General features: G+C 59.1%; 19 protein-coding genes and 2 pseudogenes. 9 read left to right on the forward strand and 12 right to left on the reverse strand.

Going from position 1 to position 20302, the window contains the following annotated elements; genetic code table 11:
• A partial coding sequence (locus tag AC5ZGW_RS39660) for an enoyl-CoA hydratase-related protein (RefSeq protein WP_496114074.1) occupies nt 1-335 on the reverse strand: 335 nt, incomplete at its 3' end.
• 195 nt (nt 336-530) lie between these two features.
• Here AC5ZGW_RS39660 and AC5ZGW_RS39665 point away from each other — a divergent pair.
• The 5 genes and pseudogenes from AC5ZGW_RS39665 to AC5ZGW_RS39685 form a co-directional block, all read left to right on the forward strand.
• A complete protein-coding gene (locus AC5ZGW_RS39665; protein ID WP_463328078.1) occupies nt 531-938 on the forward strand; it encodes a beta/alpha barrel domain-containing protein in 408 nt (135 codons plus the stop codon).
• Nucleotides 939-983: 45 nt separating this feature from the next.
• Nucleotides 984-1847, forward strand: a complete 864-nt coding sequence (locus tag AC5ZGW_RS39670) for an IclR family transcriptional regulator (protein ID WP_130225453.1) — start codon at nt 984-986, stop codon at nt 1845-1847.
• A 204-nt stretch (nt 1848-2051) separates the two neighbouring features.
• The gene (locus tag AC5ZGW_RS39675; RefSeq protein WP_130225431.1) at nt 2052-3116 is read left to right on the forward strand and encodes an acyl-CoA dehydrogenase family protein; all 1065 of its coding nucleotides are present in this window, start codon (nt 2052-2054) and stop codon (nt 3114-3116) included.
• Nucleotides 3117-3137: 21 nt separating this feature from the next.
• Nucleotides 3138-4301 (forward strand): acyl-CoA dehydrogenase family protein, encoded by a 1164-nt coding sequence (locus AC5ZGW_RS39680; RefSeq protein ID WP_130225432.1) that lies wholly within the window; start codon nt 3138-3140, stop codon nt 4299-4301.
• Nucleotides 4302-4378: 77 nt separating this feature from the next.
• Nucleotides 4379-4516, forward strand: a pseudogene (locus AC5ZGW_RS39685) (enoyl-CoA hydratase/isomerase family protein); the annotation flags it as partial.
• Nucleotides 4517-4778: 262 nt separating this feature from the next.
• On the opposite strand, the gene AC5ZGW_RS39690 reads toward AC5ZGW_RS39685, so the two are convergent.
• From AC5ZGW_RS39690 to AC5ZGW_RS39720, 7 genes are all read right to left on the reverse strand, one after another.
• Nucleotides 4779-5288 (reverse strand): MDR family NADP-dependent oxidoreductase, encoded by a 510-nt coding sequence (locus AC5ZGW_RS39690; protein WP_207231005.1) that lies wholly within the window; start codon nt 5286-5288, stop codon nt 4779-4781.
• A complete protein-coding gene (locus tag AC5ZGW_RS39695) occupies nt 5218-5784 on the reverse strand; it encodes an MDR family NADP-dependent oxidoreductase (protein ID WP_207231004.1) in 567 nt (188 codons plus the stop codon). The genes AC5ZGW_RS39690 and AC5ZGW_RS39695 overlap by 71 nt, the downstream gene beginning before the upstream one ends.
• Before the next feature lie 210 nt (nt 5785-5994).
• Nucleotides 5995-6153: a hypothetical protein gene (locus AC5ZGW_RS39700; RefSeq protein ID WP_496114075.1), complete on the reverse strand. Its 159-nt coding sequence runs from the start codon at nt 6151-6153 to the stop codon at nt 5995-5997.
• On the reverse strand, nt 6134-7969 hold the full coding sequence (locus AC5ZGW_RS39705; protein WP_245474674.1) for an AMP-binding protein: 1836 nt from the start codon (nt 7967-7969) through the stop codon (nt 6134-6136). The genes AC5ZGW_RS39700 and AC5ZGW_RS39705 overlap by 20 nt, the downstream gene beginning before the upstream one ends.
• A gap of 25 nt (nt 7970-7994) precedes the next feature.
• Complete coding sequence (locus tag AC5ZGW_RS39710) at nt 7995-9206, reverse strand: ABC transporter substrate-binding protein (protein WP_130225433.1); 1212 nt, start codon at nt 9204-9206, stop codon at nt 7995-7997.
• A complete protein-coding gene (locus tag AC5ZGW_RS39715) occupies nt 9097-9390 on the reverse strand; it encodes a hypothetical protein (RefSeq protein WP_165435173.1) in 294 nt (97 codons plus the stop codon). The genes AC5ZGW_RS39710 and AC5ZGW_RS39715 overlap by 110 nt, the downstream gene beginning before the upstream one ends.
• A 538-nt stretch (nt 9391-9928) precedes the next feature.
• The gene (locus AC5ZGW_RS39720) at nt 9929-10087 is read right to left on the reverse strand and encodes a hypothetical protein (protein WP_245474675.1); all 159 of its coding nucleotides are present in this window, start codon (nt 10085-10087) and stop codon (nt 9929-9931) included.
• Between the two features lie 348 nt (nt 10088-10435).
• Here AC5ZGW_RS39720 and AC5ZGW_RS39725 point away from each other — a divergent pair, with 348 nt between their 5' ends.
• Nucleotides 10436-11395: a quinone oxidoreductase family protein gene (locus AC5ZGW_RS39725; RefSeq protein WP_130225434.1), complete on the forward strand. Its 960-nt coding sequence runs from the start codon at nt 10436-10438 to the stop codon at nt 11393-11395.
• 257 nt (nt 11396-11652) lie between these two features.
• Here the strand turns inward: AC5ZGW_RS39725 and AC5ZGW_RS39730 are convergent, their stop codons facing one another.
• The 4 genes from AC5ZGW_RS39730 to AC5ZGW_RS39745 form a co-directional block, all read right to left on the reverse strand.
• Nucleotides 11653-12699, reverse strand: coding sequence for an alpha/beta hydrolase (locus AC5ZGW_RS39730; protein WP_165435179.1), 1047 nt, complete (start codon nt 12697-12699; stop codon nt 11653-11655).
• A gap of 871 nt (nt 12700-13570) precedes the next feature.
• Complete coding sequence (locus AC5ZGW_RS39735) at nt 13571-14053, reverse strand: hypothetical protein (RefSeq protein WP_130225436.1); 483 nt, start codon at nt 14051-14053, stop codon at nt 13571-13573.
• Nucleotides 14054-14465: 412 nt separating this feature from the next.
• Nucleotides 14466-16271: an amidohydrolase gene (locus AC5ZGW_RS39740; RefSeq protein WP_130225437.1), complete on the reverse strand. Its 1806-nt coding sequence runs from the start codon at nt 16269-16271 to the stop codon at nt 14466-14468.
• Between the two features lie 351 nt (nt 16272-16622).
• Nucleotides 16623-16928 carry a helix-turn-helix domain-containing protein gene (locus AC5ZGW_RS39745; RefSeq protein ID WP_130225454.1) on the reverse strand — a complete coding sequence of 102 codons (306 nt, stop codon included), beginning with the start codon at nt 16926-16928 and terminating at the stop codon, nt 16623-16625.
• Nucleotides 16929-17154: 226 nt separating this feature from the next.
• On the opposite strand from AC5ZGW_RS39745, the pseudogene AC5ZGW_RS39750 reads away from it, so the two are divergent.
• The 3 genes and pseudogenes from AC5ZGW_RS39750 to AC5ZGW_RS39760 all read left to right on the forward strand — a co-directional run bounded on the left by AC5ZGW_RS39750 (nt 17155) and on the right by AC5ZGW_RS39760 (nt 20264).
• Nucleotides 17155-17600: pseudogene (locus AC5ZGW_RS39750) on the forward strand (isochorismatase family protein).
• A 29-nt stretch (nt 17601-17629) separates the two neighbouring features.
• Nucleotides 17630-19135 carry an alginate export family protein gene (locus AC5ZGW_RS39755; RefSeq protein ID WP_130225438.1) on the forward strand — a complete coding sequence of 502 codons (1506 nt, stop codon included), beginning with the start codon at nt 17630-17632 and terminating at the stop codon, nt 19133-19135.
• Between the two features lie 67 nt (nt 19136-19202).
• Entirely contained in the window at nt 19203-20264 is a 1062-nt protein-coding gene (locus AC5ZGW_RS39760; RefSeq protein WP_130225439.1) for an LLM class flavin-dependent oxidoreductase, read from the forward strand.
• Nucleotides 20265-20302: the final 38 nt, after the last annotated feature.

Genomic DNA, 20302 nt, shown 5'->3' on the forward strand with positions numbered 1-20302 from the left:
GAGCAGTTGATGACGTTGTAGACGATGTCTCGGGCTTCCTTCCAGTTACGGATCCGCGTGTCATGATCGTCGATGATGCGCTCCATCATCGCGAAATCGCCGCCTGCTGAGAAGGCCTTGCCCGCACCGGTCAGGATAACGGCCGAGACGCGCGGATCGCTGTCGATATCCCGCCAGATCATGCCGAGCTCGCCGTGCATTTTCTCATCGGCGGAGTTCATCTTTCCGTTCGACATGGTAACCCGTAGGACGCGCGGCTGCGGCCAGTCGAACTGAAGCCGCGCGTACTTGGCGTATCGATTCTCGAGGCCGGCCGCCAACGTCTCGTCGTTCATCTGGCTCTCTCCGTTTGCTTTGAACAACCACCGCTAACGCTGAGCGTCTCATCACGTCAGGGAACGCACCGATGCTGCGAATTTCTGACGGCGTCAATGGGTATTCACCCAAAATGTCGCCTCAAACTGCATATGAGTTTCTTGAGAACGCTTTTCTAATTTGACGCCATTATTTGCGAACGGGTATCGTGTGGAATGTCTTGGCCATATCATCTCCCAGCGCTGGTGCGGATATCGTCGGTCGATGGCGTCGATATTGGCTGGCGGATCCAGGACTCCTTAGCATTCGCAATCGAGCTTGAGAAAATCGGCATCGATCGGATCGATTGCTCGTCCGGCGACATGAAGCTGCTGCGGGGCCGCTCTATGGTCTGGCGAGCGTCGGGCTTCAATGTGGCCAACGCCGCACGCATCCTGTGCGAGGAGGAAAGTCCATCGATTGCCGTAGGCCTCATTCGTGAACCCGAATACGTCGAATCCACACTGCGAGACGGAAAGGCGACCATGATTGCGCTTGGCCGAGAAGGTCGCTGGCCGGTGCAGGCGGCGCTTTCAACTGGGTTGCGATCCCGAGTGGGCCGGCCGCCCCGACCAGTATGGTAGCTGGTGGCTCAAGAGTCGGGTTTGACAGCAGGGCAAGTAACGGAGATGGCGATCGTGAAAAGGAATGAGCCTGCCACACGGGCGCCCACGCGCGGTTTGACACCTGAATTGCGTCGCGACATTCCCAAGGTTACGCAGAGTCTAGTGCCGCCAGATCAGAAGATCGACAGCACGGTCAAGTCAGCGAAGCGCGTGTTCGAGGTTCTTGAGTTTTTCGAGGAGCATCAGTCCGCCGCATCGGTTATTGACGTGGCTGCCGCGTTGCATTTTCCGCAGTCGAGCACGTCCGCTCTGATGCGGACGATGACCGCGCTTGGCTATCTGCATTATGACGCCGGCCGCCGAACCTACGTCCCGACGGCGCGGATCTCGATGCTGGGCCACTGGCTCAGCCCCGTTCTGTTCCGCCGTGGGCGCTTGATCAACCTGATGGAGGATTTGTCGGCAAAGACCGGGGAGACCGTCATGGTCGGCCTGCGCAACGGTCTGGCCGCGCAATATATCCACGTCATCCAGTCCAAGGTTCCCATGCGCTTGCATGTGCGCTCCGGAACGCTTCGCCCGCTGGCAAAGTCCGGATTGGGCTATGCGCTGCTGTCTAGGTATTCCAACAAGGAGGTCCGCCGTCTGGTCAAGCTGCTCAACTCCTATGAAATGCATCCCGAGAAGCAGGTCGATATCAAGGCGTTGCTGGTCGAGCTCGGCAAGGTGCGAAAGCAGGGCCATGCATTGTCGCTTAGTCTGGTGACGCCAGGCGCCGGCGTGGTGGCCATGGCTCTCCCGCGAGTAGCTGAATCCAGCGAGCCTCTCGCCATTTGCGTTGCTGGCCTGACCGACGCGCTTGTCTCGCAAGAGAAGGCATTTGCGGCCGTGATGCGTGATGCGATCAAGTTTCACTTGAGCGATTGATTGTGTCGCAATCGGCGATTTTCGCGGGTGTGCAAAGGTATTCGCCATTCTGCTTTCGGTGGATTTCTCGATCGATCTTGCCGGCATGCTCAAGCTGTCGCCAGAGGAGATCGCAAGCCTAGAATCGAGCGGACGATCGGAATGCCCAAACCGAATAGGCCGTTGTTCCGCTCGAGTTACGTTCCGTCCAAGTCAGGAGCCACCATGTCAGATGAAGACAATATCGTCGTTTCCACCGCCGAGCGGATCTTCGCCGATCTGGCGGATCTGCAAGAAGTTGCGCACGCTCAGGGCGATGCGTGGAAGGCGCCGTTGTGGCGCGCACTTGCCGAGGCCGGTCTGCCGTTGGCGTGGGTATTAGAGCAGCACGGCGGTTCAGGCGCGAGCCTGATCGACGGCTTTGCCGTGCTGCGCGCAGCCGGAAGGTCAGCTCTTGCGGTGCCGCTGGCGGAGACCATGCTTGCGGGGTGGCTGTTGTCGCAGGGCGGAATCGTCGCGCCGGAGGGAATGATGACGGTGTTGCCCGGCGGCCCGCGTGAACTGATCGGACTGGACGCCGAGGGACGATTGACCGGACAGGCGAGGCGCATCCCGTTCGCGCGCGACGCCGCTCATTTTGCCGTTCTCGCCAAGAGCGCTGCAGGAGTCAGGATCGCTTTGGTGGATGCCTCGCTGTGCCGCATTGATCGCTTCGAGAACCTTGCAGGCGACGCGGCGGATACTGTTTCTGTTGCTGGCGTGCTGCCGGTCGCTATTGCGACTGCGCCAAACGGGTTCGATCCGACCACCCTTTTCTTGATGGGCAGCGCCGTGCGCAGCCAACAGATCAGCGGGGCGCTGGAGGGGATGCTGGAGTTGTCCGTGCGTTATTCGACGGAACGCGTTGCCTTCGAGCGAACCATCTCGAAATATCAAGCGGTGCAGCATAATCTCGCGCGACTAGGTGGCGAGGTCGCCGCCGCGGTCACTGCGGCGACTTCTGCGGCCGATGCGATGAGCGCGGATCCGCGCGATACGGACGGCATCTTGCTTGAGGTGGCATCGGCAAAGATTCGCTGCGGCGAGGCCGCCGACAAGGGCGCGTCGATCGCGCATCAGGTGCACGGCGCCATCGGCTTCACGGCCGAGCATGTACTGCATCGCCTGACATTGCGCGCTCTGGCGTGGCGGGATGATTTTGGAAGCGAGAGCTACTGGTCCTCCGAACTCGGCTGGTGGATCGGCAGGCGCGGCGCCGATGAACTGTGGCCGCTGATCGCATCGCGTTGACCGGATTTAGGCGCCAAGACCATGACAACAGCATTACGATTCGATCCCATCCGGCTGCCGGAGCATTGCCAGGAGTTGCGTCGCGAAGTCCGCGCATTCCTTGCAGACGAGGTTTCGGCCGGGACCTTTGATCCCCTGAGATCGGGAAGCGCCGAAGGAGAAGGCGCCAAGGCGTTTAGCCGGCGCGTCGGCCAGCGCGGCTGGATCGGGATGACCTGGCCGAAGAGATACGGCGGTCAGGAGCGCAGCTTTCTTGAGCGCTACGTGGTGACCGAAGAGATGTGCGTAGCCAACGCGCCGGTTCGTCCGTTCTTCGTCGCTGACCGGCAGAGCGGCCCGACGCTGATCCGCTACGCATCGGAGCAAATCAAGCAGTCCATCCTGCCCCGGATCATCCGCGGCGAGGCCAGCTTCTGTATCGGCATGAGCGAGCCCGGTTCGGGATCGGACCTGTTTGCCGCCAAATCCAAGGCCACCAAGACCGATGGCGGCTGGCTGATCAACGGCACCAAGATCTGGACCAGCAACGCCAACGTGTCCGACTACATGATCGGCCTATTCCGGACCTCGGCACCCACCAAGGAAAACAGGCGGCATGGCCTGACGTCGTTCCTGGTGGATATGAAAACGCCAGGCATCACCTGCAACGTCATTCGCCAGATGTCTGGGCAGCGCGAGTTCAACGAAGTGGTGTTTCAGAATGCGTTCGTTCCTGATGGCAACCTGCTTGGTGAGATCGACGGCGCCTGGAAGCAGGCAACCAGCGAACTCGCCTACGAGCGCAGCGGGCCTGAACGCTTTCTCGAAACCTACGCGGTTCTGACCGAACTGGTTCGCTCGCTCGGACCGGATCCTGATATCCGCGCGGCGGAAGGTCTGGGGCGACTGGTGGCGCAACTCCACACGCTACGGCGCATGTCGGTCTCTGTCGCCGGAATGCTCGAAGCCGGTAGGGAGCCGGTGGTCGAAGCAGCCATCGTCAAGGACATGGGAACGATTTGGGAGCAGCGGTTGCCACACACGGTGCGCGATCTCGCCGCCTTCCTCGATCCCGAAGCCAGCAACCTCGCTACCCTTGATGAGTGCCTCGCCTTCAACCTCAAGATTGCCCCCAAGCTCACGATTCAGGGCGGCACCACTGAGGTTCTGCGCGGAATCATCGCGCGCGGGCTCGGGCTACGCTGACATCAGAATTCTGAGGAGCCGCTCATGGCCGCTGCGAGTAATACCATGTTGAATCCCTCGCAGGACACGTCGCGCTCATCGAAGTTCGCCGGCCGCCGCTGAATTTCTTCGACTTATCGTTGATCCAGCAGATCGCCGACGCTCTGGAGCGGCTGGATGCCGATGACAATGGTCGTGCCGTCGTTCTCGCAGCGCACGGCAAAGCGTTGTGCGCCGTAAGGTCGGCCGCGATCTGGCCGACGAGATCGCTGAATGCGCGCGGTCGCGCTTATCTCGACGCGGGACCACCATGCGCACCGGCCTTGCCGAACGGGTGGCCACGGCGACCGACTAATGAGTTGACGGAGCAATCGTGCTTCGGCAGACCCAGGATTTCAAGGAGGGCGTCAGGACAACGGCAGAATGTCGCCCTGCGAATTTCGCATGAGCGTGAAGCCGGCTTGCAGTCGAAGCTCTTGAAGAGTTGCGAAACCGTCTTCAGCGGATCTTGATGAGCCGCTTGCCGGTATTCTCGCCTCGGTAGAGTCCGGCGATCGCGCCCGGCGCGTGTTCGATGCCGTTCTGTATGTCTTCGGAATAGCGCAACCGTCCATCGCGAACCCATTGTGCTAGACGAGAAACGGCCTCTTCGTACCGAGGTGCGTAGTCGAAGATGACGAAACCCTGCATGCGTGCGCGCTTGACCAGCAAGTGACGCTCGACGCGCGGACCGTTTGGCCAAGGATCCCAAGTCGAGAACGAAGCAGTTCCGCAAATCACCACGCGCGCGCCGACGGCAAGACGCCCAAGTACGATGTCGCTGATGACGCCACCGGTATTGTCGAAATAGAGATCGATCCCCCGCGGGCAAGCCTTGCCGAGCGCGGAGTCCAGATCGTCGCTCTTGTAATCGTACGCCTCGTCATAGCCGAACAGCTCACGGCACTGGGCGACCTTCGCCGGTCCGCCGGCGATGCCGACCGTTTGGCAACCCGAAAGCTTCGCGATTTGGCCAACCGCCGACCGCTCCGGCCGCGGTCGACACCACTACCGTATCGCCAGGGCGCGGCTGGCCGATGTCCAGCAGCCCGAAATAGGCGGTTATCCCGTTGAGACCGGTGACGCCGAGCGAGAGCGAAAGCGGCAGGTCGTCTTCCCGGATCTTTCGCGTGACAGCGGCAGGTCCGACGACCGCGAATTCCTGCCACCCGAACATGCCCATCACCTTGTCGCCCGGCTTGAAGTCGGGATGTCCTGACTGTAGCACTTCGCCGGCGGCGAATGAGCGCATCACTTCGCCGATGCGCACGGGCTCCGAATAATTGGCGACGTTACTGACCCAGCCGCGCATAGCGGGTTCGACTGAAAGAAAAACGTTTTGTATCAGGATCTGTCCGTCGAGCAGATCGGGAACGTCAGTCTCGATGATCTCGAAATCGTCGGCCTGCGGAATATCGGCCGGCCGGGATTTCAGAATGACCTGACGATTGCGATTGTTCTTCATGGCCAACGGTTCCTATTGAGGTCGATTTCGGAAGGCGATGCCGCCCAATCTTCAATAGAGGAAGACCGTGCGAGTTCGCCAGTCACCCTTGGTCGATTCCCAAAGGCGATTTCTTGTCGTTTGCGCCGCTTGATATGGCGTGTGACTGAACGCTTGCAGTATGCGATCAAATCCCAATCCCAACATCTGTTCGAAACAGTCCGCGGCGGTTCACATGGCGGCCAGTTTTTCGCGCAGCCGGTCGACAGCCTCGGGATTAGCCAACGCTGAGAGGTCGCCGGGATCCTTGTCCTCGAACACGGCACGCAACACGCGGCGCATGATCTTCAAATTGCGGGTGCGTGGCAGATCATCGACGAACAGAATCATTTCGGGGCGATAAGATGCGCCCATTTCTGCGACGATGGCCCGACGACAGTTGGTTTTCGAGGCTGCGATCGCCCACGACGCCCAGCATCGGCACGCAGGCACACACGATGGCCGAGCCCTTGACCGGATGCGGAATGCCGAACACGGCGGCTTCCGCAAGCTTGCCGGTCGCGATCAGAATGCCTTCGAGTTCCGACGGCCCGGTGCGCTTGCCGGCGACCTTGATGGTGTCGTCGGAGCGGCCGAGAATGTAGTAGAGTCCGTCCCGGCCACGCATCGCGAAATCGCCGTGAACCCACAATCCGGGCAGTGTGCTCCAGTAGCTTTCGATATAGCGCGCATCGGCCCTCCACAGGCTCTTGGTCAGTCCAATCGAGGAATGCCGCAGAACCAGTTCGCCGACCGTCCCATCGGGAACGCGCCGCCCCGTCAAATCGACGATGTCGGCGCCCACGCCTAGCGCGGGTCGCGCGAAAGAGCCCGGGTTCATCGGGTGATTGGGTGTTCCCGTGAAGATGCAGCCACCGACTTCGGTGCCGCCTGACATGTTGATGATCGGGATCTTCTTCTTGCAAACGTGCTCGAAGAACCACAGCCAAGGCGCTGTGGTCCACGCTTCGCCGCCGGAGGCCGTCATCCGCAGGCTGGAAAGATCGTAGGATTCGACTTCGAGCCCGTAACGCATCAAACTGCGCACGATCGTCGGCGACACACCAAGGTAGGTCACCCGATGCTCGGCGATCAGTCGCCAGAACCGTCCCGCATCCGGATAGTCCGGAGTACCTTCGACTACCAGCAAGCTGCCACCGGCGAAACTCGGGACGCAGGCGCACATCGAGCCGACCATCCAGCCCATATCGCTGAAAAAGAAAAACCGATCCGTCGATTTGAAGTCGCTGCAGATGATCATATCGCGGGTCACCATCGAGCCGATGAACCCGATATGGTTCCAAACGCATCCCTTCGGTTCGCCTGACGTACCTGAGGTGTAGAGCAGGATCGCCGGGTCTTCCGCCTGCATCTCGGCAGTTTCAATCATGGCGCCCTTGCCGGCGATGGCATCATCCCACCAGAGGTCCCGGTCCTTCCGCATTGGCGTGTCGATCGCAAGACTGCCGCGACGCGCAACGATCACGTTTTTTACGGTCGGCGAGGCCTCCAGGGCCATGTCGAGCACAGATTTGAGCGGCCCCGGAGCGCCGCGCCGCCATGTGCCGTCAGCGGTGATGACGGCCTTTGCTTCTCCATGATTCAAGCGGGTTTGAATCGGCGCATGGCCGAACCCGGAGAACAGCGGCATGACGATCGCGCCGAGTTTCAGGATGGCAAAGAACGCGACGAACGTCTCCGGCAGGTTCGGCATGTAGATTGCGACCACGTCGCCGCGTCCGATTCCGATATCGTGCAGCCCCTGCGCCAACCGCCCGACTTCGCGGTCGAATTCACGGTAGCTCAGCGAGCGGCGTTCACGCTTGTCTTCGCCTTCCCAGACGAGGAACGTCTGGTCCCACACCGCAGTGTCGCGATGCTTGTCGAGGCAATTTAGCACGATATTGGTGGTGCCGCCGACGCACCAGCGCGCCCATGCCTGACCGCTGGAATCATCCAGCATCTGGTCGTAGTTGCGATAAAATCTCACATCGCAGAACTTGAAGACTTCCTGCATCAGCCATGCGGGATCGGCTTCGGCTCTTGACGCGAGTTCGTCATAATCGCTTTGTCCGGTGGCACGCAGAAACGCCGTCAAATTGCTTGCCGCCGCCAGTTCCGATGGCGGCATCCAGATATACGGCGTGGCGTCGTTCATGTCTGTCATCTGGGCTATCTCACGCGCAAGTGCGTTACTTCTTGAACAGCGGGCAGGCGCTTTCTTCCGGCGTCACAAAAGCATCTTTGCCGGGGATCACCTGAACCGGCTTTTCGTAGTCCCATGCCCCCTTCGATTCGGCGGGCGACTTGGCCTGCACCAGATACATGTCATGGATCAACTGGCCGTCTTCGCGCAGCGACGCGTTGCGGGCGAAGAAATCCTCGATAGGCATCGACTTCAATTGCGCGATCACCTTCGGGCCGTCGTCAGTGCCGGACTTTTCGATGGCCTTGAGATAATTGGTCACCGCTGAGTAAAGCCCGGCATGAACCATATTCGGTCGCTTGCCGGTCTTGTCCATGAACTTCTTGGCGAAGGCCCGCGTTTGGTCGTCGAGATCCCAATAGAAGCCGGTTGTCACCAGCAGCCCTTGCGCTGCCTGCAATCCAATAGCGTGGATATCGCTGCTCTGCATCAAGAACACCGCCAGGCGCTGCTTGCCTTTGGTGAGTCCGAATTCCTGAGCCTGCCGGATCGAGTTTGCGAGGTCGCCGCCAGTGTTGGCGAACGCGACGACGTCGGCCTTGGAGTTTTGCGCCTGCAGGATATAGGACGAGAAGTCCATACTGTTGAGGGGATAGCGAACTTCACCGGCGATAGCGCCGCCGAGTCTTTCCACCGTCCTGGCCGCATCATTGCGCAACGCATGTCCGAAAGCGTAATCGACGGTCAAGAAATACCAACTCTTGGCGCCCTCCATGACGAGCGCCCGCGCCGTGCTATTGGCGAGTGCGTAGGTGTTATAGATCCATTGTACCGAATTTGGCGAACAGGCTTTGCCGGTAAGATCCGACGAACCTGCGGAAGCAACCAAAATCGCCTTGTTTTTCTGCTTGGCTAGTTCCAGCACGGCAAAGGCCACGGCCGAGTTGACGAGGTCGACGATGACGTCAACCTTTTCATTTTCGTACCAGCGCCGCGCGATGGCAGCACCGACGTCCGCCTTGTTCTGGTGGTCGGCATCCACCATGACGATCGGCTTGCCGGCGACCTTGTCGCCGAAATCCGCGATCGCCATCCGAACGGCTTCTACCGACAACGGACCGGCGGCATCGGCGTAAACGCCGCTCAGATCAGTCAGCACGCCGATCTTGACGCTGTCGTCCGATATTTGTGCATGCGCCGATGTCGTGATCAGCGTTGCGACGCAGACGAGGGTAAATAAGTTCCGCATGATCTTCATGGTTTCCTCCCAGGTGTCGTTCAGGCCTGTTTGGCTTTTTTTTTGTTGTGGAGCGCAAATCGAAAATTTTCGGCCATGAGGCCGGATCCTGGCTGCTCGGAGCGCGTGCTTCTGGATCTTGTGTTAGTGTCATCGGCGGCGCATCGATATAGGCGATCCACACCGGCAGTTTGCCGTAGGCCAATGCGCTCGCGCAGAAACTAAATACGGCTTGGCCGCAACTGCCGAAAGAGCCAGGTTGTCGACGCTTTCGACTTCCGCAGCCGATATGTTTATGTCGGCGCAGCGGATCATGTGCTCGAGGCGCGGTACGCGGGATTGATCGGCATGATCGATGCGCCGATGCCGTTCAGCGCCAACCAGTGAACCAAAAAGTCCGGGTGGTTCTCGATCAGTCTTCCGATGTGGTGGCCCCGGACGTAACCGGCGGCGCAACAGTGCGCCTGTAGCGCTGCCACGATTGCCGCGCAACCAAAGCGGGCGCGGTCAGACGTATATTTTCGGTCGGTGCGCGGAGGGACACAGACAGACGAGCTGAAAGGCGAGGCGCCAGCTGTCGATAAGAAGATGCTGTGGAGCATGTGCATGCGAGCCAAACGCCGGAACGTGAGATAAAATCGCGCGCGCAGAAACCAATTCCGCGTGGTTGGCCAATAGGCGGGCGTTCCGAACCAATGTCAAACAATTAAAGAGTTCTATAAAACTCATATGTATTTTAGGCCTCACTTCATCAGATCATACATCCGTTGTTGGTCAACTTTCTCATCCATGTGATCGACCGTCCAATGGTGCGCGAACGGTCTCTGGAGCGAGCGGCCGAGCGGGGTGAGTACATACTCGACGCCGAGGCCAGGACCGTCGATAACCGTGCGTTTCACCATACCGTTGCGCTCGAGTTTCCGCAGCGTCTGGGTCAGTACGCGCTGGGTAATGCCATCCAGCGGCGCTTGATCGCGTTGAAGCGGCGCGGCTCACGAAGCACAGTCAGCACGAGCATTACTGGCGGATTAGCGCTGAGCGTGAACGAGAGTCATCGGAGATGGATATGCCTCCCGGCAATACACGAAAGTCACTTGCGTTCCACCTTCCGCGACACAGATGGGCGCCCGACAACACTAGCGTAGCAAATGTGCGGTAGCAGTTGTGGTGGTATAGGCGCTGCACGGCCCATCAGGCTCCGAAGCAGCAGCAATTGTCCCGATCCGCCTCAAGCAGGAGAAGGAGTAGCGATGAAAGCTGCAGTGTATGATCAAAATGGGCCGCCAGAAGTTCTTCGTTATTCCGACGCCCCGGATCCAGAGATTGGCTCTGGAGACATCCTGATTCACGTGGAAGCTGTTTCCCTTGAAGGCGGCGACGTGATCAACCGTCGCAGTTCCCCGCCGGCGCATCCTGCATACATTGTCGGTTATGCCGCAGCCGGGACCGTGGTAGCGATCGGCAACGAAGTCACGAATCGCAAGATTGGCGATCGGGTCACATCCTGGGGGCTGAGTGGTTCTCACGCGCAACTCCGCGCGGTGTCGGCGCAACAGACCTGGATTTTACCTGCACGCGCGGACATTGCGGAAGCCGCAGCAATCCCGATTGGCTTTGGGACGGCCCACCATTGCCTGTTTGCACGAGGACGGCTTTCAAGCGGAAGCACTGTCTTGGTTCAAGGTGCAGCAGGGGGCGTCGGGATCGCAGCGGTGCAGCTTGCCCATCAAGCCGGAGCGACTGTGATTGCCGTCGCAAGCGGCGAGAATCGTGCCAGGGGGCTGATCGAGCTCGGCGCCTCGAGTGTCATCGACCACAACCGCGAATCCGTCGCCGATGTGGTTCGTGATCTCACCAACAATCGCGGCGTCGACCTGGTGGTCGATCCGGTCGGCGCCACCTTGGCGACTTCTCTCGCAGCGCTCCGCGATGAAGGAAGTCTGGTGTCCGTAGGAAATGCGGGCGGTGGGTCATTGACGGTTGACCTCTGGCAGGCACTGCAGCGCAATCAATCGATCCTTGGCGTGTTCATGGGAACCGTGCTGTCACGTCCAGAAGTGCGTCGAACTGTCGACACGATGCTTGCTGACCTCTCGCAAGGCAGGCTCACCGTGCCGATCGATAGGCGATTTCCACTAGCTCAGGCTGCCGCCGCTCACCGTCATGCCGAGGACAACAAGATCCTCGGCCGCATCCTTCTAATCCCCTGACGACTGTGGACCCAACGCTGCATGGCGTTCGGTCACATTGCAGAAGGTGTTTATGACGGCGAGACGCCGTATTAAGGCCCGACCCTGTTAGGCCGAGCCTTGGAGGGACGGGCTGAGTGCGTCCCAGGCGATTGCGCCACCGTCGGCGGTCAGGATGGCGCCGGGGTTCACGCTCGCGGCGCCTTAAAGAACTAAAGATCCACGATCGCTGCTTCTGCTTCGCCGACAAAGTTTCCGGACTGTGCATGCTCGAAGCGCTACGGGACCGCGGCTCTATGCTCGAGCCGGGCGTCCAAAGGCCTTAGCCTGTCGGCTACGTCGAGGGCGTACACCCCTGCACCTACCTCCGAAGCGATCAGCCCGTCACGGCTTGTTTGAAGCCGGCCGTAGATCGCAGAGTACGCCGTGAAGCCGTCATGGCCGGCTCCCGCCGACGTGGCAAGGCCGGATATATCGACGACGCGGACATTCGCGGTCCTTGCCCCTGAGATGACGCGAGGGTCGTCGATGTCCGCCGCCCCAGCCCGGAGTTGCCCTCCCGCGAGAAACCTGGAAAACGACAGAGCCTGGTCTTCTTTGGAAACAAGCACGGTGATGGGCGAGCGCAGGCGGCCAATGACGCGTAATTGCTGAAGGAACACCTCGGTGTCAATGTCCGGCGCCGCGAGCGTTACATCGTTGAGCTTCTCGATAGTTCGAACGTCCGACGCGATGCGAATTTGCCGAACGACTTCCATGGTTAGCCAAGACCCCATGCTATGCGCGACGAGCTTGACACCCCTCACCCTACGCTCGGCCGCGAGCCGCGTGACAAGATGGGCGAGCGCGTCACGCGAGAGGGTCACCGCATCCTTGTCGGCGATATAGCCGGTGAGTTCTGCCCTTGACGGCCAGGAGAATAGAACCGCGGACCGACCCGCATCCGAGTCAGCAACGAGCTGAGCCGTCCGAAACAGCGACTCTTGAAAACTATTGTTGTAACCGTGAACGAAGATGCCGACGTCGCGGCCAAGTGAATCACCGCGAGCAGCAGCCTGCCCGATTTCGACCAGGAACCTCTCTTCATCGAGACGCTCTGCCGAAACGACTGAAAAATGCCTAGCTGGGTCAGGAGCGTGTGTTGGCCACTCAATCTCGGTCGGCCTATGAGTGGGAGGGATGGAGATCACATAGCGGAAGTACGCCGGCGTTGCAGCGCCACCTTCGGCGAGAGGTACCGACGCTTCAGGCTGCGCAGCACGAGTGCTCGCGACAAAGACTTTCACAAGTTTCGCAGCGCCGACGCTCGGAACGGGCTCGAGCACCCACGGCCCGGGCCGACGCGCGCAGCCACCAAGCGTGATGGCGCAAATTACGATCAAAGCTGTCATGTTATAGCGAGCCGACCGTCGTCGGAACCTCATCGATTCCGCTCCCCCCATATAGTCGTGATGCCCGCGGTTCGTCAGCGCGTCAGCTAAGCCACCAATAAAGTCTAACCCGTTACCGTCGCAGGTTTGCGCCGAACCGAAATCGACCAAACGCAACGGTCACCACGCCACGGCAGTAGCCCGAGCGCCGAACGGGGACGATCGTTAAATCGATTCGACTCTATTGTCGGAGTCCGACGTGCGTATATGAGCAGCAGCCAAGGCAAACACTCGTAGAGTTGAAGTAAGCTAACGAGGTTGCATCCTGGCCGATAGTCTGCCGTTTAGGAACGCTGCGTTCCGAATATGGCAACGTCACTTCAATCCACGGCGGCACGGCCAGCTTCGCGCGTGCGAATTCGCACGACGCTGGGCCTGTCCCGCTCGGGGCAACGCGGCGTTTCCGACCCTTCGACCCGAGCCGATGGTATGTGGCTTATAAAACGAATAGGTTCAATACAGCCATAAGAGGAAGCCGATTTCCTCAGCAAGTTCATGCTCTAAATACCTGAAATGCGACACGATGATTCCACTCGAACGCGTCGTCGCTTCCAAGGCCGGCTGTCAACATTCTAAGCCGTGTATTACTTCAGCAGTGCCGAAAAGAATTCTCGAAAGCAAGGAGGAACACATGCACCTTCGGAGACGGCGCGCATCCGACGACACGCTCAGCAGACAGGGACATCGGTTGTAGCGCGGTTCACAGTGCAGGCCTTTCCAGTCAATGATGTCTTTCGACCCTGAACGCAGTTCTTTCCGAGCGGCATCAGCCCTTTGTCATCGAAACCGAAACGTTCCTGATGTCGCCTTGGGAGGTTATCGATATTGACTGCCTGTTTCCGGATGTCGTGAGCGCTAAGTTAGCATTGAACCCGGGCGCATCGACGGTTGCAGTCATTCGGCTTCCTTGAGCACTGCCTTGCAGGCTTCCGCTGATGCCACGAGATGCCTCACTCCAAGAGCCGGACAGGCGCCCCCCCTCGCTGATTACATCGCTGCTCAGCTCGAACTTGTAGCTGTCGCTCGCGCAACGAAGCGTCTGCCGTAGTGTCGCTCCGTCGAGAGATACACGGTACGTCGCACGGCAGCGCAGCCGCTCCTTCGAACCATCGGACATGGAAATACTCCCATTTCCGGACCACGAGCCCGCGAAGCCGGAGAACGGAGCCGACTGCGCGTTCGCCGGCGCAGTCACAAATACGAGGAAAGATGCAGCTGCAACATGTCGACATTGTCTTTGGAGGGACATTTTAGATCCTATCGATGAAATCAAATTCGTTATGGCTCTCGTTTTCTTTTACCCTTTGAATCCCGATCGGCCGGTCGAGGTCGATTAGCGATCGGGCTCAGAACACGTGGCGCACTCACACTATAACCAAGCGACGTCTGAACCAGACCAAGCTCACATCCCTCGTCTCGAAAACCAAAGCGCCATGCCGCATTACATCGAAAAAACACGGGTGCCGACCCTTCAGATCGGCGACGTCGTCTTCACGGTCAATCAACCGGCACATAAAACCGCCGGTATGCAGTGACGCCGTCCAAGCCTGATGCCGCTCCTTAGTCGCTATGATCTCCGCTCTTTCGAGCTTGCGGGGCACCGGCAGATGCTAGTTGATCTCGGCCGAAGTGCCACGCAGCCTGATGAAGTCCCGCGGGATTCATTTGTCCCCGTAATAGCTACCGAAGTATTTAACGGGTGACCAATTCGGAAGAATCGCAGGAAGTTTTGGAGATAGAGTGCTGTAGTCCTGTGCACCAAACACAACCTTGCCGTCCATGATAGTTAGAACAGAAGAGACGGATTTGATCTGATCCTCCGGTACGGAAAAGTAATCCCTGTCGAGAATAACGAAATCCGCGAGATTGCCCGGCGCTATTAAGCCCATTTCGGATTCTGTATTCATGAACCACGCCGGGCCGCTGGTGAACAATTTAAGCGCCTCGGCGCGGGAGAGGCGGTTGTCCTTGGCAAGGACTTCGGATCCGGACACAGACTTTCCGGATACCATCCAGCTAATCCCGACCCAAGGGTTGAACGTGGCTGCACGGAACGCGTCGGTGCTCATGGCCAGCGGAATGCCACTGTCCACGAGCTTGCGCAGACGCGGGGTCTGCAAAGCCTTCTCGCGACCATGGGTTTTGATGAAAGCATCGCCGTGCAGCGCCATCTTGTGATCCAAGGCAATGCCGCCACCCAGCTTTTTCACCCGCTCGATGTTCTCGGGGCTAATGGTCTCAGCATGTTCAAGGCTCCATCGCAGACCATCGAACGGAATCTCTTCGTTTATTTTCTCCAGAGCGTCGAGAAAGGGGGAGATGTTCTCATTGTAGCTGATGTGCATGCGGAACGGGATGCGTCGCCGGACCAGCTTCATCACGTCCTGCTCGACGAAGCGCCGCATCTTCTCCGGCTCGATGATGACCGCCGGACGATCGAAGTTTTCGTGATCGTGCACTTCCCCGTTCAGAACTTCCCCAGCCCCTCGATATTCATGGCCATGTGCCAGGGTGGGGTGCAGGTTTTGCCCGGTGCTTATCGGCGCTGTTTTCGTGATCGCTTCGAGTTGCAGATCCACCATGTTTACCGGCCCGCCGTCGCCGAGTTGCAAATCCACAAAGGGCATGCGCACGTTAAGACGGTTGTCCCGTGCAAGCATGTCTACCCTTGCCTGGGCTGTCGGGTATGCCCACCTGCCGCCGTTATCGATGATCGAGGTCACGCCGAACCGGTTCAGACCGCGAATGATATAGATCAACGAACTCACTTCTTCGTCGAACTTGGGCTGCGGCACCATGGTCTCGAGGGTGAGAAACAACCAAGTGTAGCCGAAGACCACACCGGTGGGGTTGCCGCGGCTGTCCTTTTCGAATTCTGTGTCCGGCACCTTTGGGAACCGATCGGTGCCCATGCCAAGTGCCTCCATCGCCCGCGTGTTCAAGAAAGCGCGGTTATAGGCATATTGCACGATCAACGGGCGATTGGGCACGGCCTTGCGCAGTTCGTCCAAAGTGGGAAAGCGGTTCTCCTCGAATTGGTATGGGGACCAGCCTCCGATTACTTTGACCCATTGACCCTCCGGCGTGCGTTCGGCCTGCTCGCTTAGCATCGTCAACGCCTCACGCAGCGTCGGTACGCCATCCCACCGTACATTGTAGTTATAAGCCATGTCGTTGAGTACGTGCGTATGAGCATCGATTATGCCGGGGATGAGCCTTCGGCTGCGCGCATCAATCACCTTGGTCGTGGAATTCTTCAGACCAAGAATGTCCACATCAGAGCCGACGGAATAGATGCGGCCTTTTTTGACGGCCAAAGCCGTAGCTTCGGGCTGCCCAGGATTGCCGGTGAAGATCTTTGCGTTGATAACGATTAGATCAGCGCCAGGCTGTTCCTGCGTCGTTTGTGCCTGAGCCGCGGAGAACGAAGCAATCGTCACAAACGCGATGAATATTTTTTTGATCATTTTACTCTCGTCGGCAATTTTAAGGTCGATCGGCCTCGCCAGAGGGTAGCCGTCATGGCACGTTCCTCGTCGCAGGAGGCAGGATGGCGAGCATCGACATCTACCGTTTGCCAACTCGCAATTCACCGCGATCAGCCAGCACGTCAACGTGCTCCGTGCGCGCCAGCCCCGTTCCCATGCGCTAGAAAGCGCGATCCAAGTCCTTGCATGCCGTTGTCAAAGTTGGCTGGTTGGACGACAAACGCCCTTATGACGATGCCTAAACGGCTAGTACCATTGACGTTTATTCGACGGTAGTTAGTCGCAGCGATACACTGTGTCGCAGAACCGGGAACGAGCCGGTGACTTGCACTAGACGATAGCGCATAGTCGAATGCGCCAACCGAGCGCCGGCTTCAGGAACGTCAGGCGATCGCGTGATAGCAGCATTGTCGGTAGTCGGCAGCCAAACATCCTCCGAGAAAGCGGCAAGACATTGAACCGGACGCGCGGGAAGATCCGACCCGAGCGAATGCCGTTGCCGCTGCGAAAGGTCAAAGGGCTTTGATGGACGCCAAGCTCTTCTTCAAGTCGAGCGAGGCGCCTGCTGACAATAGATTTGGGAACGCCAAGCCGGTGCGCAGTTGGCGTTATCCCTTCCCCGTCGGCAACCTCAATAAAGGCACGTAAGTCTTCATTTCCGCTACAATAGTCCGTTTCTGATTTCGCGACACGGTATGTCTCAAGACAACCCCAAGGCCACGTATAACTGCGTTCCTAGTTTCGCGACACAGTGTGACAAACAACGATCCTACCGGACCGTTAGCGATACTGGCAAACTCCACACCGGTGTCGTCGCACGGGGCGGGAATCCGCATTCAAAACTTAAGCGCATAAGGTTTTCATGAAATTCCGCAACGGCCTTTCTTCACTTCTTCGTCCCGAGGACTCGGCTCTCGTTCTGATCGATCATAAGCCTTTCCAGCTTACGAACGTGAATAGCCATGACTCTCAGGCGGCGCTGAACAATTTCACCGCTCTGGCGAAGCTTGCAAAAGCCTTCAATGTTCCGACGATCCTCACCAGTGTGCTGGCGGCTCGTGGCGGCGTTCTCTTCAAGCAAATCACTGACGTGTTCCCGGATCAGGAAGTGATCGACCGCACCTGGGGAACGCTTGCGAGCACAAGAGGGTGGTCGATCTGGTCAAGGCGACCGGCCGCAAGCAACTGGTCGTCGCAGGCCTGCGGACCGAAGTCTGCCTCGCATTGATCTCGCACCTCGGCGGCACCGGCATTGCGTTTGAGTGGGAGCAGCAGCTTCTGAATACGCCTGTGCCGTCCCCGGCTTAACTTCAGCGGGGTGACGAGGTGCGTGCAGAATGCATTACGTAATCGCTCTATGTGTATTGGACTTCGTCATTCCGACAAGACTGACTCTCATCTTCAAAAGCGTCTGCAGCCGCGCCAGGCGAGCGCGATTGCGGACAGTAAGGCGGAGCGTCGCGTTCGCGACGTCACTCGCCGCTATGCCGCTTGTTGCGCAGGCGCAGGTTAGGACCGATGTCGAGCGCGCACCGACACTGACCAACGAGCGTTATAACGAGAATTGGACATATCTCGCGAATCCCGCGTCGCGCACGGGTCGCTGGACAGAGCCATTCAAGTACATTCCGCTTGGTGATGACCGATCTACGTATCTCGTGACGGGCATGGAAGCCCGCTCTCGCTACGAGGGCTATGCCAATGTAAACTGGGGATCGGCGCCGAACGATAGTTACATCTGGCATCGTTTCATGCCGTATGTCGACCTTCACGCGGACAGTGTCCGATTTTTTGCGCAACCCATCGTTTCTGCGATCTCAGGCGTCGACCGTCCAACGCGGCCCGTCGATACGACTGGCACCGATATGCTTCAGGCGTTTGGTGAGGTCCGGCTGGATGTCGCGGATCGTACCTCGCTGAGCTTGTCGGCGGGACGTAAACTGGTATCGCTGGGCGCAGGCCGCTTTATCGACACGCGTTATGGCGTCAATATTCCTCAGGCTTTTGAGGGCGCAGACGCGACGCTAACGGGTCAATTCCGCCAGGTCACCGCTCTGTATTATCGCCCTGTCGACAACAGGCCGGACGATTTCGACGATCGCAGTTCGCGGCAGAAAGCCGTTTGGGGCGTCTATGCGACCCAATGGCTGAACGCGACGCATGCGAATGGCGTCGACGCCTTTTATCTGGGTTTGCGTGACAACGCTGCGGTCTATGACCAAGGCACCGGCAAAGAGGTCGTTCACACCTTTGGAAGCAGGGTTTTTGGAGATACCGGCTCCTGGCACTGGAATATCGAAGGCGCACTTCAGGGTGGTCAATTCGCAGGTTACCGTCGGACCGGCTGGGGAGTCGGCGGCGAAGTCGGCTACCGTTTCCTGGACGCTCCCATGAAGCCGGATGCGAGCTTTACGGCTGAAGTCATATCGGGTGATGACAACCCGCGTGATCAGCAACTTGGGACGTTCAATCCTCTCTTCCCACGCGGCAAGTACTTCGGCGCGTTATCTCCAATCGGACCCCGCAATCTGATTCGTGCGCGGCCCAGCGTAACGATTGAGCCCTATAAGGATGTTGCAGTGACGCTCACGGGAGCCGCTTACTGGCGGCAGAGCCTGGCTGACGGCGTTTACGGCATTGCAGGCAATGTCGTGCGAAGCGGCAAGGACAGCACAGCGCGTTTCATCGGCACACAGCTCGAACTTGCCGTCGCCTGGCAGGCAACGCCGGAACTCAATCTGACAGCATCCCTGAGCGCGTTCCGGGCGGGGTCGTTCATTCGGGAAACCGGACCGGCGCAGACCATAAAGATGCTTGGCGTCATGGCGACCTACAGGTTCTGACCATAAAGCACCCGCCTCGCTCATCCGCACACGTACCTGCATCAACCAATGAAACGAAAGGCTATTGATGGAAATCGGAATAGACAGTTTTGCAGCCATTCTCCCTGACCCGCAGAACGGAAAACTTCCGTCGGCAACTGAGCGAATGGCCAATCTCATCGAAGAGGTCGAAGTTGCCGACCGGGCCGGGCTGGACGTGTTCGGGATCGGAGAGCACCACCGCGCGGAATTTCTCGATTCTGCTCCTACGATCATTCTGGCGGCAGCAGCGGCGAGAACGTCGAAAATTCGACTGACAAGCGCAGTCACTGTCATCAGCGCTGCCGATCCCGTGCGTGTGTTTCAGGAGTTCGCGACCCTTGATCTCATCGCCAAGGGCCGCGCCGAAATCGTCGTCGGTCGAGGGTCATTCGCCGAGGCGTACCCGCTGTTCGGCCTGGCTGCGCGGGACTACGATGATCTATTTGCCGAGAAGCTCGATCTGCTGCTCAAGCTTCGAGAGGCGACCCATGTGAAATGGCAAGGCCGTTTCCGACCTGCGCTCGATCTTCAGGGAATCTATCCGCGACCGCATCAAGCGCGGCTGCCGATCTGGGTCGGCGTCGGAGGAACACCGGAATCGTTCGTTCGTGCAGGTAAGCTCGGACTTCCGCTCATGATCGCGATTATCGGCGGCACGTTCGAACGCTTTCGCCCGCTCGTCGATTTGTATCGCGAAGCCGGTGCCAGGGCCGGGCATGCTCCCGAAAACCTGCCGGTCGGCATCCATGCCATGGGCTTCGTCGGCGACTCCGACGCCGCTGCTGCCGATTCCTTTTTCCCGGGCTGGGCGCATCTTACGGGGAAGATCGGCCGCGAGCGTGGCTGGTCGCCGCCGACACGTCAGCAATTCGACTACATGGCGGGTTCTGAAGGAGCCTTCCTGGTCGGCAGTCCGGCGACGGTTGCCGCGAAGATGCTTCACGCAAGCGAGGTGCTTGGTGGGCTTTCGCGCATCACGTTCCAGATGAGCACTGCATCTCTTGAGACGTCCGCGATGAAACGGTCGATCGAGCTCCTCGGTACTGAAGTAGCGCCGATCGTTCGCGCGGCTCCCGGGATACTGCGGCGCATGCCGGGGCCAGCGTAATGCGGCCGAATGCGCTTCCGGAAAGCTCACAACGAGAG

This window comes from Bradyrhizobium sp. Crot121, from assembly GCF_059512385.1.